At 60.3% G+C, this 15,289-nt stretch carries 15 protein-coding genes; 8 read left to right on the top strand and 7 right to left on the bottom strand.

The window, feature by feature from the left end; translation table 11 throughout:
- Nucleotides 1–354 carry an MmcQ/YjbR family DNA-binding protein gene (locus tag ACSJLU_RS22410; RefSeq protein ID WP_025304442.1) on the top strand — a complete coding sequence of 118 codons (354 nt, stop codon included), beginning with the start codon at nt 1–3 and terminating at the stop codon, nt 352–354.
- Nucleotides 355–505: 151 nt separating this feature from the next.
- Nucleotides 506–1,063 carry a maltose O-acetyltransferase gene (maa, locus tag ACSJLU_RS22405; protein ID WP_025304441.1) on the top strand — a complete coding sequence of 186 codons (558 nt, stop codon included), beginning with the start codon at nt 506–508 and terminating at the stop codon, nt 1,061–1,063.
- A 31-nt stretch (nt 1,064–1,094) separates the two neighbouring features.
- Here maa and ACSJLU_RS22400 read toward each other — a convergent pair whose 3' ends face one another.
- Both ACSJLU_RS22400 and uvrA read right to left on the bottom strand, forming a co-directional pair.
- Nucleotides 1,095–2,147, bottom strand: a complete 1,053-nt coding sequence (locus ACSJLU_RS22400; protein WP_043139692.1) for an NAD(P)-dependent alcohol dehydrogenase — start codon at nt 2,145–2,147, stop codon at nt 1,095–1,097.
- Between the two features lie 229 nt (nt 2,148–2,376).
- Nucleotides 2,377–5,205 (bottom strand): excinuclease ABC subunit UvrA, encoded by a 2,829-nt coding sequence (gene uvrA / locus ACSJLU_RS22395; protein WP_049208298.1) that lies wholly within the window; start codon nt 5,203–5,205, stop codon nt 2,377–2,379.
- A 277-nt stretch (nt 5,206–5,482) separates the two neighbouring features.
- On the opposite strand from uvrA, the gene ssb1 reads away from it, so the two are divergent.
- On the top strand, nt 5,483–6,016 hold the full coding sequence (ssb1, locus tag ACSJLU_RS22390; protein ID WP_025304438.1) for a single-stranded DNA-binding protein SSB1: 534 nt from the start codon (nt 5,483–5,485) through the stop codon (nt 6,014–6,016).
- 85 nt (nt 6,017–6,101) lie between these two features.
- On the opposite strand, the gene ACSJLU_RS22385 is transcribed toward ssb1, so the two are convergent.
- The 4 genes from ACSJLU_RS22385 to bhsA all read right to left on the bottom strand — a co-directional run bounded on the left by ACSJLU_RS22385 (nt 6,102) and on the right by bhsA (nt 8,915).
- Nucleotides 6,102–7,166, bottom strand: coding sequence for a cyclase family protein (locus ACSJLU_RS22385; protein ID WP_225735543.1), 1,065 nt, complete (start codon nt 7,164–7,166; stop codon nt 6,102–6,104).
- A gap of 113 nt (nt 7,167–7,279) precedes the next feature.
- Nucleotides 7,280–7,492, bottom strand: a complete 213-nt coding sequence (locus ACSJLU_RS22380) for a DUF1471 domain-containing protein (protein ID WP_004936800.1) — start codon at nt 7,490–7,492, stop codon at nt 7,280–7,282.
- Between the two features lie 263 nt (nt 7,493–7,755).
- Nucleotides 7,756–8,505 carry a 3-oxoacyl-ACP reductase family protein gene (locus ACSJLU_RS22375; protein WP_043139701.1) on the bottom strand — a complete coding sequence of 250 codons (750 nt, stop codon included), beginning with the start codon at nt 8,503–8,505 and terminating at the stop codon, nt 7,756–7,758.
- Nucleotides 8,506–8,654: 149 nt separating this feature from the next.
- Nucleotides 8,655–8,915, bottom strand: a complete 261-nt coding sequence (gene bhsA / locus ACSJLU_RS22370; RefSeq protein ID WP_025304435.1) for a multiple stress resistance protein BhsA — start codon at nt 8,913–8,915, stop codon at nt 8,655–8,657.
- A gap of 195 nt (nt 8,916–9,110) precedes the next feature.
- On the opposite strand from bhsA, the gene ACSJLU_RS22365 reads away from it, so the two are divergent.
- The 5 genes from ACSJLU_RS22365 (at nt 9,111) to ACSJLU_RS22345 (ending at nt 14,200) form a co-directional block, all read left to right on the top strand.
- Complete coding sequence (locus ACSJLU_RS22365; RefSeq protein WP_025304434.1) at nt 9,111–9,554, top strand: lipocalin-like domain-containing protein; 444 nt, start codon at nt 9,111–9,113, stop codon at nt 9,552–9,554.
- Nucleotides 9,551–10,219, top strand: coding sequence for a glutathione S-transferase family protein (locus ACSJLU_RS22360; RefSeq protein WP_043139706.1), 669 nt, complete (start codon nt 9,551–9,553; stop codon nt 10,217–10,219). Before ACSJLU_RS22365 ends, ACSJLU_RS22360 begins: the two co-directional genes overlap by 4 nt.
- 47 nt (nt 10,220–10,266) lie before the next feature.
- Nucleotides 10,267–10,674 carry a VOC family protein gene (locus tag ACSJLU_RS22355; protein ID WP_025304432.1) on the top strand — a complete coding sequence of 136 codons (408 nt, stop codon included), beginning with the start codon at nt 10,267–10,269 and terminating at the stop codon, nt 10,672–10,674.
- A gap of 317 nt (nt 10,675–10,991) precedes the next feature.
- Nucleotides 10,992–12,353: an NCS2 family permease gene (locus ACSJLU_RS22350; protein ID WP_025304431.1), complete on the top strand. Its 1,362-nt coding sequence runs from the start codon at nt 10,992–10,994 to the stop codon at nt 12,351–12,353.
- Between the two features lie 197 nt (nt 12,354–12,550).
- Nucleotides 12,551–14,200, top strand: coding sequence for a Na+/H+ antiporter (locus ACSJLU_RS22345; RefSeq protein ID WP_033636184.1), 1,650 nt, complete (start codon nt 12,551–12,553; stop codon nt 14,198–14,200).
- A 76-nt stretch (nt 14,201–14,276) separates the two neighbouring features.
- On the opposite strand, the gene ACSJLU_RS22340 is transcribed toward ACSJLU_RS22345, so the two are convergent.
- Nucleotides 14,277–15,164 (bottom strand): LysR family transcriptional regulator, encoded by an 888-nt coding sequence (locus ACSJLU_RS22340; protein WP_025304429.1) that lies wholly within the window; start codon nt 15,162–15,164, stop codon nt 14,277–14,279.
- Nucleotides 15,165–15,289 lie beyond the last annotated feature (125 nt).

Here is a 15,289-nt window from a genome sequence, read left to right as displayed (position 1 = left end):
ATGAATAACAGCGCATTGCTGGAGTACTGTATGGCGAAGCCGGGCGCGGAGCAGAGCGACCAGAACCAGTGGCAGGCCAGCCAGATCAAGGTGGGCGACGTGATGTTCGCGATGGTGTGCGAGGTCGAAGGGCGGCCGGCGCTGGCAATCAAGTCCAGCCCGGAGCTGGCGGAAAGCCTGCGCGAGCACCACCCGGAGATCGTCGCCTGCGACGGCCTGAACAAGGCGCACTGGAATACGGTGTTTCTTGACGGCAACCTGCCGAACTCGCAGTTTTATACGCTGATCGACAGCTCCTATCAGCTGGTGGTGGAAGGCCTGCCCGAACACGTGCGCCAGGAACTGCGCGCCTGATTGCCGGGCGGCGGCACCGCCCGTTTTTCTCCTGCTTTTTCGTGTTAAATCGTGATCGCGGCTTTAAATTGGGAACGTTCCCTTTTTGTCGTCAGGAAAAAACGGCTACGCTTGGGCATTCAAGAAACGCGATAAGATTAAGGAGGCCGACATGGCCATCAGCGAAGAAAAGCGCAAGATGATCGCCGGGGAGCTGTACGACGCCGGTGATGACCTGCTGCGCAGCGAACGTCGGCGCGCGCGCCAGTTGACGCATCGCTATAACCACTCCTCGCCGGAAGAGGGCGAGCTGCGCAAACAATGGCTGGACGAGCTGCTGGGCGGCTATCAGGGCGGCACCATCGAGCCGACCTTCCGCTGCGACTACGGCTATAACATCTATCTCGGCAAGAACTTCTACGCCAATTTCGACTGCGTGATCCTCGACGTGTGCGAGGTGCATATCGGCGATAACTGCCTGCTGGCGCCGGGCGTGCATATCTACACCGCCACCCATCCGCTGGACGCCGAGACCCGCGTCGGCGGCGCGGAGTTCGGCAAGCCGGTCAAGATTGGCGACAACGTGTGGATCGGCGGGCGCGCGGTGATCAATCCGGGCGTGACCATCGGCGATAATGCGGTCGTGGCCTCCGGCGCGGTAGTGACCAAAGACGTGCCGGCCAACTGCGTGGTGGGCGGCAACCCGGCCAGGGTCATCAAGCAGCTATAAAAAAACGGGCGCCGCCGGGCGCCCGCTGTCATCAGGCTCGCAGCGAGTCGATATCCACCACGAAGCGGTACTTCACGTCACTTTTCAGCATGCGCTCATAGGCCTCATTAATTTGCTGCATCGGGATCAGCTCGATATCGGACGTGATGCCGTGTTGGCCGCAGAAGTCCAGCATCTCTTGCGTTTCCGCGATGCCGCCGATCAGCGAACCGGCGATACGGCGGCGCTTCATGATCAGGTTGAACACCTGCGGCGACGGATGATCGTGCTCCGGCGCGCCGACCAGCGTCAGGGTGCCGTCGCGGCGCAGCAAGTTGAGGAACGGGTTCAGATCGTGCTGAGCCGCTACCGTGTTGAGGATGAAGTCGAAGCTATTAACGTGCTGCGCCATTTCATCCGGGTTGCGCGAAATCACCACTTCATGGGCGCCGAGGCGCTTGGCGTCTTCGATTTTCGACGGCGAGGTGGTGAACAGCACCACGTGCGCGCCCATCGCCCGCGCCAGTTTGACGCCCATGTGCCCCAGCCCGCCGAGGCCGACGATGCCGACCTTTTTGCCTGGCCCCGCGCCCCACTGGCGCAGCGGCGAATAGGTGGTGATGCCGGCGCACAGCAGCGGTGCGACCCCGGCCGGATCGAGATTTTCCGGCACGCGCAGCACGAAGTCCTGATCTACCACCAGATTGGTGGAGTAGCCGCCATAGGTGACGGCGCCGGTCTGGCGATCCTGGCCGTTATAGGTGCCGGTAAAGCCGTTCTCGCAATACTGTTCCAACCCCTCATCGCAGCTCGGACAGCTGCGGCAGGAATCCACCATGCAACCGACGCCGACCAGATCGCCGACCCGGTAACGCGAGACATGGCCGCCGACGGCGCTGACGCGCCCGACGATTTCATGGCCCGGCACTACCGGGTAAATCGTATTGCTCCATTCGTTGCGAGCCTGATGCAGGTCCGAATGGCAGACACCGCAGAACAACACCTGAATTTGCACATCGTGGTCGCGCAGGGCGCGGGGTGGGTAATCGAAAGGCACCAGCGCAGACTTCGCATCATGCGCGGCATAGGCATGGGTAATGTTCATGGTCGCTCCAGTTATCAATGTAGGGGGGACAACGCTTGGCCGGCAGCGGAGTGCCGGTGAGATGCGGCCTGAATCAGACAGGGCGGCCGCCGAGGGAACATTGATGATAAAAGCGGTGAGTGCGGAGGGAAATGCCTGAAAATGTCGAAATCTTGCCCGTTTCTGTTTGATTGCAATGAAACGGGTCAGCGTGCGGGTCGCCTGAACGACGGCCCGCACGTTGGCGATATTACTTGTTCAACAGCGGTTTCAGGAAGCGCGCGGTGTGCGATTTTTCACACTCGGCCACGGTTTCTGGCGTGCCGGCGACCAGGATCTCGCCGCCGCCGCTGCCGCCTTCCGGCCCCAGATCGACGATCCAGTCGGCGGTCTTGATCACGTCCAGGTTATGCTCGATGACCACGATGGTATTGCCCTGATCGCGCAACTGATGCAGCACCGCCAACAGCTGTTGGATATCGGCGAAGTGCAGGCCGGTAGTCGGTTCGTCGAGAATATACAGCGTCTGGCCGGTGCCGCGTTTCGACAGCTCGCGCGCCAGCTTGACGCGCTGCGCCTCCCCGCCGGAGAGCGTGGTGGCCGACTGGCCGAGGCGGATGTAGGACAGGCCGACATCCATCAGGGTCTGCAGCTTGCGCGCCAGCGCCGGCACTGCGTCGAAGAAGTCACGCGCTTCTTCGATGGTCATCTCCAGCACTTCGTGGATGCTCTTGCCTTTGTACTTCACTTCGAGCGTTTCGCGGTTATAGCGTTTGCCCTTGCACTGGTCGCACGGCACGTAGATGTCCGGCAGGAAGTGCATTTCGACCTTGATCACCCCGTCGCCCTGGCAGGCTTCACAGCGCCCACCCTTGACGTTGAAGCTGAAGCGGCCCGGCGTATAACCGCGGCTGCGCGATTCCGGCACGCCGGCGAACAGCTCGCGCACCGGGGTGAAGATACCGGTGTAGGTGGCCGGGTTGGAGCGTGGCGTACGGCCGATCGGGCTCTGATCGATGTCGATCACCTTGTCGAAATGTTCCAGGCCGGTCACTTCGCGGAACGGCGCCGGCTCGGCGATGGTGGCGCCGTTAAGCTGGCGCTGGGCGATCGGGAACAGCGTATCGTTGATCAGCGTCGATTTGCCGGAGCCGGACACGCCGGTGATGCAGGTAAACAGACCGACCGGCAGCGTCAGCGTCACGTCCTTCAGGTTGTTGCCGCGCGCGCCGCTCAGCTTCAACACTTTGGTCGGATCGGCCGGCACACGCTGCGCGGGAATGGCGATCTCGCGCTTGCCGCTGAGGAACTGGCCGGTCAGCGATTCCGGCTGCGCCATGATGTCGTCGACGGTGCCTTCTGCCACCACCTGGCCGCCGTGCACGCCGGCGCCGGGGCCGATGTCGATCACGTGGTCGGCGGCGCGGATGGCGTCTTCGTCATGCTCCACCACGATCACCGTGTTGCCGAGGTTACGCAGGTGGATCAGCGTTTCCAGCAGGCGCTCGTTATCGCGCTGGTGCAGGCCGATCGACGGCTCATCCAGCACGTACATCACGCCCACCAGGCCGGCGCCGATCTGGCTGGCCAAACGAATACGCTGCGCTTCACCGCCGGAGAGCGTTTCCGCCGACCGGGACAACGACAGGTAGTTCAGGCCGACGTTCACCAGGAATTTCAGGCGATCGCCGATCTCTTTCAGCACTTTCTCGGCGATCTTGGCGCGCTGGCCGCTGAGCTTCATGTTCTGGAAGAAGGTCATCGCATGGCCGATGCTCAGATCGGAGATTTCCGGCAGCGTGGTGTCTTCGACGAACACGTTGCGCGCTTCTTCGCGCAGACGGGTGCCGTGACACGAGGCGCAAGGGCGGTTGCTGATGAACTTCGCCAGCTCTTCGCGCACCGCGCTGGATTCGGTCTCTTTATAGCGGCGCTCCATGTTGTGCAGCACGCCTTCGAACGGATGGCGGCGCACGGTGGTGTCACCGCGATCGTTGATGTATTTGAATTCGATCGACTCTTTGCCGGAGCCGCTCAGCACCGCCTTCTGTACGTCGGCGCTCAGGGTGTTGAACGGCGCTTCGACGTCGAACTTATAGTGCTCCGCCAGTGAACGCAGCATCTGGAAATAGTAGAAGTTGCGGCGATCCCAGCCGCGGATCGCGCCGCCGGCCAGCGATAGCTCGGGGTTTTGCACCACGCGATCCGGATCGAAGAACTGTTGCACGCCCAGGCCGTCGCAGGTCGGGCAGGCGCCGGCCGGGTTGTTGAAGGAAAACAGGCGCGGTTCCAGTTCGCGCATGCTGTAGCCGCAGATCGGGCAGGCGAAGTTGGCGGAGAACAGCAGCTCGTCCGCTTTTTCGTCGTCCATGTCCGCCACCACCGCGGTGCCGCCGGACAGCTCCAGCGCGGTTTCGAACGATTCGGCCAGGCGCTGCGCCATGTCGTCGCGCACCTTGAAACGGTCGACCACCACTTCGATGGTGTGTTTTTTCTGCAGCTCCAGCTTCGGCGGATCGGACAGATCGCACACTTCACCGTCGATGCGCGCGCGGATATAGCCCTGAGCGGCCAGGTTTTCCAGCGTTTTGGTGTGTTCGCCCTTGCGATCTTTCACCACCGGCGCCAGCAGCATCAGGCGCTTGCCTTCCGGCTGGCTCAGCACGTTGTCGACCATCTGGCTGACGGTTTGCGCCGCCAGCGGCACATGGTGATCCGGGCAGCGCGGCTCGCCGACGCGGGCGAACAGCAGGCGCAGGTAGTCGTGGATCTCGGTGATGGTGCCGACCGTGGATCGCGGGTTGTGCGAGGTGGATTTCTGCTCGATGGAGATCGCCGGCGACAGACCTTCAATATGGTCGACGTCCGGCTTTTCCATCAGCGACAGGAACTGGCGCGCATAGGCGGAGAGTGATTCGACATAGCGCCGCTGCCCTTCGGCGTACAGCGTATCGAAAGCCAGCGAAGACTTGCCGGAACCGGACAGGCCGGTGACGACGATCAGTTTGTCACGCGGGATGATCAGGTTGATGTTTTTCAGATTATGGGTTCGAGCACCACGAACTTCGATATTGTCCATTTACACTTCCCGTCTTGATGATACACCGCGCCTGTCGCGATTTTTGCGGGGGATTTTGTGATGGATCTCGCAAAAAACCGGCACAGCCTGGTCGAAACGCATAATTATGACACAAAAAAACCTGAATGAATATCCAGTATGAGAATGCAACAAGGTCGATCGAAAAGACAATTCTGGAATGCAATTCGCACTTATCAACACGGGTGTGGTTTCGTACTCAGCGTGGTAAACTGACGCGTTTATACTGTGTAGAAATCAATCATCGGGAGAAGTGCTCATGGCCAGCAGAGGCGTAAACAAAGTAATTCTGGTCGGGAATCTGGGTCAGGATCCAGAAGTCCGTTACATGCCGAACGGCGGCGCAGTGGCCAACATTACCCTGGCGACCTCCGAAAGCTGGCGTGACAAGGCGACCGGCGAACAGAAAGAGAAGACCGAGTGGCACCGCGTCGTGCTGTTCGGCAAACTGGCCGAAGTGGCGGGCGAATACCTGCGTAAAGGCTCTCAGGTCTACATCGAAGGCTCCCTGCAGACGCGTAAATGGACCGATCAGTCCGGCGTGGAAAAATACACCACCGAAGTGGTGGTTAACGTTGGCGGTACCATGCAGATGCTGGGCGGCCGTCAGGGCGGCGGCGCACCGGCCGGTCAATCTGCCGGCGGCCAGGGCGGTTGGGGCCAGCCTCAGCAGCCACAGGGCGGCAACCAGTTCAGCGGCGGCCAGCAGCAGTCTCGCCCGGCGCAGAGCAGCGCTCCGGCGGCCAGCAGCAACGAACCGCCAATGGATTTTGACGACGATATCCCGTTCTAAGCCTGGCGACAGTGCTAAAAAAACCCCGCTCAGGCGGGGTTTTTTGTGGGCGCTCGCTGCCGATTTTCTGCGGCGGTGTCGCCAATCAGTAAATTGCTACCGGGTTGATGTTGACCTGCGTTGAACCGACATACAGCGGTTGCCCCAGCACGAACAGGAATTCCCAGGTTTTCGTGCGCACCAGTGGGCGGCTGTCGATCAGTTCCAGGTTATAGACGCCGCGCTTGGCCAGCAGGTATTGGTTGACCGGGAACTCTTCGTCATTTTTCGGGTTAGGGTACACTTCGGAGGCCCAGGTATCACCGCCAAAGGCCACGATGCCTTGGTCAGCCAGCCACTTCGCCGCTTCCATGCCGATACCCGGTTCGACCTCCAGGAATTTTTTATTGTCCTTACCAATCAGCTCCAGCCAACCGGTATTAAATAAAACAACGTCGCCTTTTCTTAAGCTAATGCCCTGCTTCTTAAGCACCGCTTGAATATCCGCAACGGAAAATTCGGTGCCGCCCGGAACGATGTCTTTATGATAATAAGCCGTCATATCGAGCACCACGCCGCGGGTGACCATGGGCGGCACTTTTTCCACGCCCAATTTTTTCACGCCATCTACGGTGACGAAGTCCGCCGCCTTATTGCCGTTATAATAAACGTTGTCGATGCCGATATGGCCTATACCGTTCAACTGGGTGCCGACGCCGGTCCAGGCATTCACCAATTCATCATTAAAGGTGAATTTATTTGGGCCAAGCGTTTTGCCGTCCTGCTGACCAGGCTGAATATTATATAAACGGAAGCTACGGTGGCGGAACGCCGGGAAATCTTTATCGACGGGAACCGCCAATGACAATGTCTTGCCCTGTTTTACCAGTTGCACGGACTGTAGTACCCCTTCCGGCGTGAGCAGGTTGGCGGCGCCGATTTCGTCTTTTGCACCGTAAACAGAAGGGTACCAGTCTGACGGCTGAGCGGCGGACTCTGCGGCCTGTGCAGGCACTGTGGCAAGCAAAGGCAGCAAGAGGGAGAGGCGATACAATGATTTCATCAGTGACTCATCCTTATAACGACGTAGTGCAGGGTGAATGAAAATGAACCGTCCGGACATAGGCGACGTCAGGCCGCCGAATAATAACCGGTGGAGAAAGAGGCTCATTTTTAGTACGCGGGTGCTTTAGCGTAATGCTTTATAAAGCGTGGCGAATAACCACCCGACGATGACTTCCTTATGCGGAAATAAATAACGCCGTGCGAGCGGCGTCATTGATATTATTTTTTCAGCTCTGCACTCATGGTGACGAAATTGCCCATGTAGGCGCTGGTGATTTTGTAGCCGCTTGCACCGGCCTCTTGCGCTTTTTTAGCGATGAGAGCTTCGGTGGAGTCCAGCGTTCTACCGGTTGCGGTAACGCTTTCTGCTGCGGCGTTAAACGACAACATGGAAAACAGAGCGAGTGAAATAACGGTGGTCATGGTTTTCATATCTTTATCCTGTGTTCGACAATTCGAAAAATAAGGGTGTCCGGTACGACACGATGGAGCGAAGGATAAAGGGGACGGTGAGGTGAATAAATAACAGAATCGTCAATAAACTATTCCGTTTTTGTACATAAACTGATTCGATTGTTGTCTTTCAAGCGGTATTGGTGGGGTATAGCGGGGGTGGCGAACGGGTATGTATCGATCTTCAGGCTTACACTCCGCGACAGGCGAATAAATAAAAAGCCCCTTACGGGGCTTGGACGTTACGCCGAGAAACCGCCGTCTATGCTCAGGCTGGCGCCGGTGATGTAACCCGCCTGCGGGCCGGCGAGGTAGGCGACGAAGCTGGCGATCTCTTCATCTTTGCCGTAGCGGCCGATCGCCATCAGCTGCTTGAGTTGATCGGCGAATTCGCCGGCGTCCGGGTTCATCTCGGTGTCCACCGGGCCGGGCTGCACGTTATTGACGGTGATGCCGCGCGGGCCGAGATCGCGCGCCATGCCTTTGGTCAGGCCGATCAGTGCCGATTTGCTCATCGCATACACCGCCGCGCCGCCGAACGGCACGCGCTCGGCGTTGGTGCTGCCGATGTGGATGATGCGCCCGCCGTCATTCATGTGGCGCGCCGCTTCCTGGCTGGCGACGAACACGCTGCGCACGTTGACCGCTAGCATGCGATCCAGATCGTCCAGCGCCAGCGCTTCGGTGCTGCCCAGTGTAAACACCCCGGCGTTGTTCACCAAAATATCCAGGTTGCCGAAGTGGCTGACGGCCTGACGCACCGCCTGCTGCAGCGCCGCCGCATCGGCGCTGTCGGCCCTGATGGCGAGGGCTTTGCCGCCGGCGGCGGTAACGGCGCTTGCCACCGCTTCGGCGCGATCGGCCGAGGCGGCGTAGGTAAAGGCGACCGCGGCCCCTTCACTCGCCAACCGTTTCACGATGGCGGCGCCGATGCCGCGTGAGCCGCCCTGGACGAATGCGACTTTGCCTTGCAGAGGATGTGCTGTGGTCATGTTATTTCTCCAAAGTGGGTGAGGGTAAGGCGTTATTCCCAGTATCGGTGAAATGTCCGGCGGCCACTGTTCACAAAGAGCTTTGCCTGCCCACAACGAGAAAAGCCCCTTGCGGGGCTTCTTTCTTCCGTCGGTTGGCTGTTCGACGATCAGTTGAAGATTTCTGCGGTGCCGTACAGTTTGTTCTGGCCACCGGCGGCGACGATGCGGTAGGAACTGGCGCCCGACGCGGCGGCTTTGCTGGCCAGTTCGCTTTCCAGCGCGCTCAGGTTGGTGGCGCCGCTAACGGAGACTACGCCGATTTTTTGGGCGTCTGCAGCGGGTTGGCTGGAAGGCAGGTCAGCGGCGAAGGTAGCGAAAGAAGCGGTAGCCAGCAGCGCAGCGGTAGCAAAAATTTTGACGTTTTTCATGATGTGTTCCTCAGAGTATTTGTTAGGTGAGAGCCCGTTGCCTCTCGATGTGTTAAATAATAGTGCACCGGGTGTGAATAAAAAATCGGAGAGTTTTGAGTATCTCTGTCAAATAAACTGATTGTTTTTCACCCGCTGGCGCGCGGTAAAAATCGCCACTACCCTTTACAGAGGATCTTTAACCGGAGAAGCGTAATGACGGTAAACGCGTTTATCGGCAGCTGGGCGCTGGTGTCGTCGGTGTTCAAAAACCAGAACGGCGAGCTGAATTACCCGCTGGGCGAGCAGGTGTTGGGGCGCATCCACTATGAGGCCAACGGCACGATGGCGGCGCAGCTGTATAGCGCCGTGCGGCCGCGTTTCGCCGCCGACGATTTGGCGCAGGGGTCTGAGCGGGAGATCCGCGCCGCCTTCATCAATATGATTTGCTACTTCGGCCACTATCAGGTGGAGGAAAGCGAACAGCGGGTGGTGCATCAGGTCGAAGGCTGTTCGTTCCCCAATTGGGTAGGCAGCCGTCAGGTGCGTTTTTACGCTTTCAGCGGCGATCGGCTGACGTTGCGCACGGTGCCCTTGCAGCTCGGCAACGGCGTGCAGGTTGGCGAACTGGTGTGGCAGCGGACAGAGGCTTCGTCATGATCATTGTTCATCATCTCAACCACTCGCGATCGCAGCGCATTCTGTGGTTTTTGGAAGAGCTGGGTGTGCCCTATCAGGTGCAACGCTACGAGCGCGATCCGCAGACCCTGCTGGCGCCGGCGGCGCTGAAAAAGATCCATCCGCTGGGCAAATCGCCGGTGATCGTCGACGGCGATCTGACGCTGGCGGAATCCGGCGCCATCATCGAATACTTGCAGGAAGCCTATGACGCGCAGGGCATGTTCATGCCGACCGACTTCCACGCGCGCCAGCAGTATCGCTATTGGCTGCACTACGCCGAAGGATCGCTGATGCCGCTGTTGGTGATGAAGCTGGTGTTCAGCCGCCTTGGCCAGCCGCCGATCCCCTGGCTGCTGCGGCCGGTGGCCGGCGCGATCGGCAAGGGCGTGCAGCGCGAATACCTCGACAAACAGATCGCGCCGCACTGCGAATACCTCGAACAGCACCTGAACAAGGGCAGCTGGTTTGTCGGCAACGATTTCAGCGCGGCGGATATTCAGATGAGCTTTCCGCTGGAGGCGATGGCGGCGCGCGGCGCGTTGGACAATTGCCCGAAACTGCGCGGCTTCCTGCAGCGCATTCATGCCCGGCCCGCCTACCAGCGGGCATTGGAGCAGGGCGGCCCTTACAACCTGCTGAGTTAAGCGGATGGGCTATACTCGATGGGGTCATTCTTCATCGGAGGTAGCCCATGGCTACGCAAATCTTCGTTAACCTACCCGTACGCGATCTGCCCGCGTCGATGGCGTTTTTCACCCACCTGGGGTTCGCTTTCAACCCGCAATTTACCGACGATACCGCCGCGTGCATGGTGGTCAGCGACACGATTTACGTGATGCTGCTGACCCATGACAAATTCAGGATGTTTACCCCGAACCCGATCGGCGACGCCAAACAGGCCACCGAGGTGCTGGTGTGCCTGTCGCAACCCAGCCGGGCGGCGGTGGACGAACTGGTGCGCAAGGCGATCGCCGGCGGCGGCAACACTTATCATCAGCCACGCGACTACGGCATGATGTATGGCCATGGCTTTCAGGACCTGGACGGCCATATCTGGGAATTGATGTATATGGATCCCGCTGCGGTACAGGCGCAATAATCTCGCCGGGGCGTCCGTCGCCCCGGTTTTATCGTGCAGACGCCATTCCCGCCACTTTCTGCATAAATTGCCGCGATCTTTAGTTGATTAGACGCCATGGAAGGCAGGATAATCGTTTGCCTTGAATAAACCACCATAAATTACCCGTACCGCGCGCTGCGAGTTAAACGTTTGCCTTGGTGCGCATTGCCGTTGGCGATGCGACGGAAGGGCAAGGAAGCGGAACGTGACGTAAACGATTACGTGGCGATCGGGCGCGGGCGAGATGACAGGCCTGCTGTGACGGGCCGATTAATGAAACACAGGGGAAGTAACCTATGTCGAACTCTCAAGCGAACCACGCCGCAAAACCAACCGGCGGGCTTGATGGCTATTTTAAAATTTCCGCGCGCGGCAGCAGCGTGCGACAGGAAGTGGTGGCGGGGCTGACCACCTTCCTGGCGATGGTGTACTCGGTGATCGTGGTGCCGAGCATGCTGGGCAAAGCGGGCTTCCCGCCGGCGGCGGTGTTTGTCTCTACCTGCCTGGTGGCCGGGCTGGGCTCGCTGCTGATGGGGCTGTGGGCTAACCTGCCGATGGCCATCGGCTGTGCGATCTCATTGACCGCTTTCACCGCCTTCAGCCTGGTGCTGGGTCAGCACATCAGCATTCCGGTGGCGCTGGGCGCGGTGTTCGTGATGGGCGTGCTGTTTACCGTCATCTCGGTCACCGGCATCCGCGCCTGGATCCTGCGTAATCTGCCGATGGGCGTGGCGCACGGCACTGGCATCGGCATCGGTCTGTTCCTGCTGCTGATCGCCGCCAACGGCGTTGGCCTGGTGGTGAAAAACCCGCTGGATGGCCTGCCGGTGGCGCTCGGCGCCTTCACCTCTTTTCCGGTGGTGATGACGCTGGTCGGCCTGGCGGTGATCTTCGGCCTGGAGAAACTGCGCGTGCCCGGCGGCATTCTGCTGGTGATCATCGCCATTTCCATCATCGGCCTGATCGTTGACCCGGCGGTGAAATACCAGGGGCTGTTCGCCATGCCGAGCCTGGCGGACGCTGACGGCAAATCGTTGATCTTCAGCCTGGATATCATGGGCGCGTTGCAGCCGGTGGTGTTGCCGAGCGTGCTGGCGCTGGTGATGACTGCGGTGTTCGACGCCACCGGCACCATCCGCGCGGTGGCCGGGCAGGCCAACCTGCTGGATAAAGACGGGCAGATCATCAACGGCGGCAAGGCGCTGACCTCGGATTCCCTGAGCAGCATCTTCTCCGGCCTGGTGGGCGCCGCGCCCGCCGCGGTCTACATCGAGTCCGCTGCCGGCACCGCCGCGGGCGGCAAAACCGGCCTGACCGCCACCGTGGTCGGCATCCTGTTCCTGCTGATCCTGTTCCTGTCGCCGCTGGCCTATCTGGTGCCGGTCTACGCCACCGCGCCGGCGCTGATGTACGTCGGCCTGCTGATGCTGAGCAACGTCACCAAGCTGGACTTCAACGACTTCGTTGACGCGATGGCCGGCCTGCTGTGCGCGGTGTTCATCGTGCTGACCTGCAACATCGTGACCGGCATCATGCTGGGCTTCAGCTCGCTGGTCATCGGCCGCATCTTCTCCGGCGAATGGCGCAAGTTGAACATCGGCACCGTGCTGATCGCCGTGGCGCTGGTGGCGTTCTACGCCGGGGGCTGGGCGATTTAAGCCCCTTGGGTCTCCCTCGCCCGCCGGGCGGGGGAGCCTGTGACGGCAATTCCCTTCTTAAGATAAGTCTTCTTCTGCTCTGCACCGCGTTTTGAAAGGCACAACAAGCTTTAACGGCTGTAAAAAAAGTGATCTACTATCGGGACCAACGCAGGCCCTGAGCCGATGTCGTCTGAATCGTAGAGTCTAAGGAAAGCATGGAAATCTTTTTTACAATCCTCATTTTGATCCTGGTGGTCTCCCTGTCCGGGGTGGTGACGCGCATGTTGCCGTTCCAGGTGCCGCTGCCGCTGATGCAAATCGCCATCGGGGCCCTGTTGGCCTGGCCGCATTTCGGGCTGCACGTCGACTTTGATCCCGAACTGTTCCTGGTGCTGTTCATCCCGCCGCTGCTGTTCGCCGACGGCTGGAAAACGCCGACGCGCGAGTTCTTGCATCACGGGCGTGAAATTCTCGGCCTGGCGCTGGTGCTGGTGCTGATCACCGTGGTCGGCGTCGGTTATCTGATCTACGCCATGGTGCCGGGCATTCCGCTGGTGGCGGCCTTCGCGCTGGCGGCGGTGCTGTCGCCGACCGATGCCGTGGCGCTGTCCGGCATCGTCGGCAAAGGGCGGATTCCCAAGCCGATCATGGGCGTGCTCGAGGGCGAGGCGCTGATGAACGACGCGTCCGGCCTGGTATCGCTCAAATTCGCCATCGCGGTGGCGATGGGCACCATGGTGTTCACCGTGGGCGGCGCGACCCTCGAGTTCCTCAAAGTGGCGATCGGCGGCCTGCTGGCCGGCGTGGCGGTCACCTGGACCTACAGTAAATCGCTGCGGGTGATGAGCCGCTGGAGCGGCGACGATCCGGCGACCCAAATCGTATTCCTGCTGCTGCTGCCGTTCGCTTCTTACCTGATCGCCGAACACATCGGCGTCTCCGGCATCCTGGCGGCGGTAGCGGCGGGGATGACCATCAGCCAATCCGGCGTGATCCGCAACGCGCCGCTGGCGATGCGCCTGCGCGCCAACAGCGTATGGGCGATGCTGGAGTTCGTGTTCAACGGCATGGTGTTCATCATGTTGGGCCTGCAGCTGCCGGGCATTCTTGAAACCTCTATCCTGCAGGCGGAGCTGGATCCGACCATCCAGACCTGGTACCTGTTCGCCGACGTGGCCACTATCTACGCCGCGCTGCTGGTGCTGCGTTTCACCTGGCTGTGGGTGATGAAGAAGGCCAGCAACCGCTTTATGAAAAAGCGCCCGCTGCAGTTTGGCGACTACAGCACGCGTGAGCTGTGGGTGGCGTCGTTCGCCGGGGTGCGCGGGGCGATTACCCTGGCCGGCGTGCTGTCGATACCGCTGTTGCTAAGTGACGGCACCGCCTTCCCGGCGCGCTATCAGCTGGTGTTTATCGCCGCCGGGGTGATCCTGCTGTCGCTGATTGTCGGCGTGCTGGCATTGCCGCTGCTGCTGCGCGGCGTGCAGGTGGCCGACAAGAGCGCCAGCAAGCAGGAAGAGCGCATGGCGATCGCCATGGCGGCCGAGGTGGCGATCGAAAGCGTGAATAAAATGGAAGAGCGCCTGGTTGCCGATACCGAAGAAAACCTCGACCCGCAGGTGTTGAAAGAGGTCAGCTCGCGGGTGACGGGCATGCTGCGGCGGCGCATCGCGTCGAAAGACGATATCGAGAATGCGTTGGCGATGGAAAACCTCGAGCGGCGTTTCCGCCTGACGGCGCTGCGCGCCGAGCGCGGCGAGCTGTACCATCTGCGCGCCACGCAGAAAATCAGCAACGAGACGCTGCAAAAACTGCTGCACGATCTCGACCTGCTCGAAGCGCTGCTGATCGAGCGCGAAGGCTAAACCTCAGAGGAGGAATTAACGTTTTTCCTCTTTATTTCTGTTCTGAAGGGCCGCCTGTGCGGCCCTTGTTTTTTGGCTACTTGAGCGGCGGCCAATAGTCGCGGCAGCAGGCGATCCAGGCCTGCGCGCTGTGCGACAGGTAGCTGCCCTGACGCCAGATCAGGCCGATTTTCCACTCCATGCGCGGCTCCAGCGGCAGCCAGACCAGGTTTTCCTTGTCCAGCCAGCGGCAAACCGGCTCCGGCAGCATGGCGATGCCCACGCCGGCCTGCACCATCGAGGCGAGGAAGTCCCATTGGCCGCTGCGCACCGCGATTTGCGGTTCAAAACCGGCCTGGCGAAACGCCTTCATCAGCATCTTGTAAAGCGCAAAGTCTTCGTTATAAATCAGGATCGGGCTGTCGGCCAATTCGGCGATATTGATGCGGGTGCGGTTGAGCCACTGCGGCGTGCGCGGCGCCACTACGCACATCGGATGGCCCAGCAGCGGCAGAAAGGTCAGCGGCTGTTCCGAATCGAAGGGTAACACCGTCATCGCCAGATCCAGTTCGCCGGACATCACCGCCTGTTCGACCGACAGCCCGCCCAGCTCGGAAATCTTCAATTCGATACCGGGGTAGGTTTGGCGAAAGCGGCGGATCAGATCGGCGATCTGCCTGCCCACCATTGGCGGAATGCCCAGCCGCAGCACGCCCTTTTTCACCGAGCTGATGTCTTCCAGCTCCGCCTCCAGTTGCCGGAATTCGTCGAGGATCGTCAGGCCGCGCTGATACACCGCCTGGCCGCTGTCGGTCAGGCGCAGCTTGCGGCCTTCGCGGATCAGCAGCGTGCACTCCAGCTCCTCCTCCAGATGCCGCAGCATCTTGCTGATGGTGGGCTGGGTGACGAACAGTTTTTCCGCGGCGCGGGTGAAGCTTTGCTGGCGCACCACTTCAACGAAGTAGCGCAGGGTGCGGACATCCACGTTAGGGTTCTCCTTGGGGACGCTACCGGCGGGAAACTATTCCCGGACGGCATGATGTCGATAATTTTAATTCATTTCAGGCGTGGTTTCCCGGCTGCGTATACTGTAGGCCGTTAATTTATTGT

It is taken from the genome of Serratia bockelmannii, from assembly GCF_051803255.1.
Lineage (GTDB): Bacteria > Pseudomonadota > Gammaproteobacteria > Enterobacterales > Enterobacteriaceae > Serratia > Serratia bockelmannii.
The sequence above is the reverse complement of the archived record's forward strand: the minus strand, read 5'-3'. Positions and strand labels throughout refer to the sequence as shown.

Coding starts and splice junctions, on each gene's coding strand:
- bhsA (WP_025304435.1), bottom strand. CDS start 8,915: ATGAAAAACGTCAAAATTTTTGCTACCGCTGCGCTGCTGGCTACCGCT.
- ACSJLU_RS22375 (WP_043139701.1), bottom strand. CDS start 8,505: ATGACCACAGCACATCCTCTGCAAGGCAAAGTCGCATTCGTCCAGGGC.
- uvrA (WP_049208298.1), bottom strand. CDS start 5,205: ATGGACAATATCGAAGTTCGTGGTGCTCGAACCCATAATCTGAAAAAC.
- ACSJLU_RS22345 (WP_033636184.1), top strand. CDS start 12,551: ATGGAAATCTTTTTTACAATCCTCATTTTGATCCTGGTGGTCTCCCTG.
- maa (WP_025304441.1), top strand. CDS start 506: ATGGCCATCAGCGAAGAAAAGCGCAAGATGATCGCCGGGGAGCTGTAC.
- ACSJLU_RS22400 (WP_043139692.1), bottom strand. CDS start 2,147: ATGAACATTACCCATGCCTATGCCGCGCATGATGCGAAGTCTGCGCTG.
- ACSJLU_RS22350 (WP_025304431.1), top strand. CDS start 10,992: ATGTCGAACTCTCAAGCGAACCACGCCGCAAAACCAACCGGCGGGCTT.
- ACSJLU_RS22410 (WP_025304442.1), top strand. CDS start 1: ATGAATAACAGCGCATTGCTGGAGTACTGTATGGCGAAGCCGGGCGCG.
- ACSJLU_RS22380 (WP_004936800.1), bottom strand. CDS start 7,492: ATGAAAACCATGACCACCGTTATTTCACTCGCTCTGTTTTCCATGTTG.
- ACSJLU_RS22365 (WP_025304434.1), top strand. CDS start 9,111: ATGACGGTAAACGCGTTTATCGGCAGCTGGGCGCTGGTGTCGTCGGTG.
- ACSJLU_RS22355 (WP_025304432.1), top strand. CDS start 10,267: ATGGCTACGCAAATCTTCGTTAACCTACCCGTACGCGATCTGCCCGCG.
- ssb1 (WP_025304438.1), top strand. CDS start 5,483: ATGGCCAGCAGAGGCGTAAACAAAGTAATTCTGGTCGGGAATCTGGGT.
- ACSJLU_RS22360 (WP_043139706.1), top strand. CDS start 9,551: ATGATCATTGTTCATCATCTCAACCACTCGCGATCGCAGCGCATTCTG.
- ACSJLU_RS22385 (WP_225735543.1), bottom strand. CDS start 7,166: ATGAGCCTCTTTCTCCACCGGTTATTATTCGGCGGCCTGACGTCGCCT.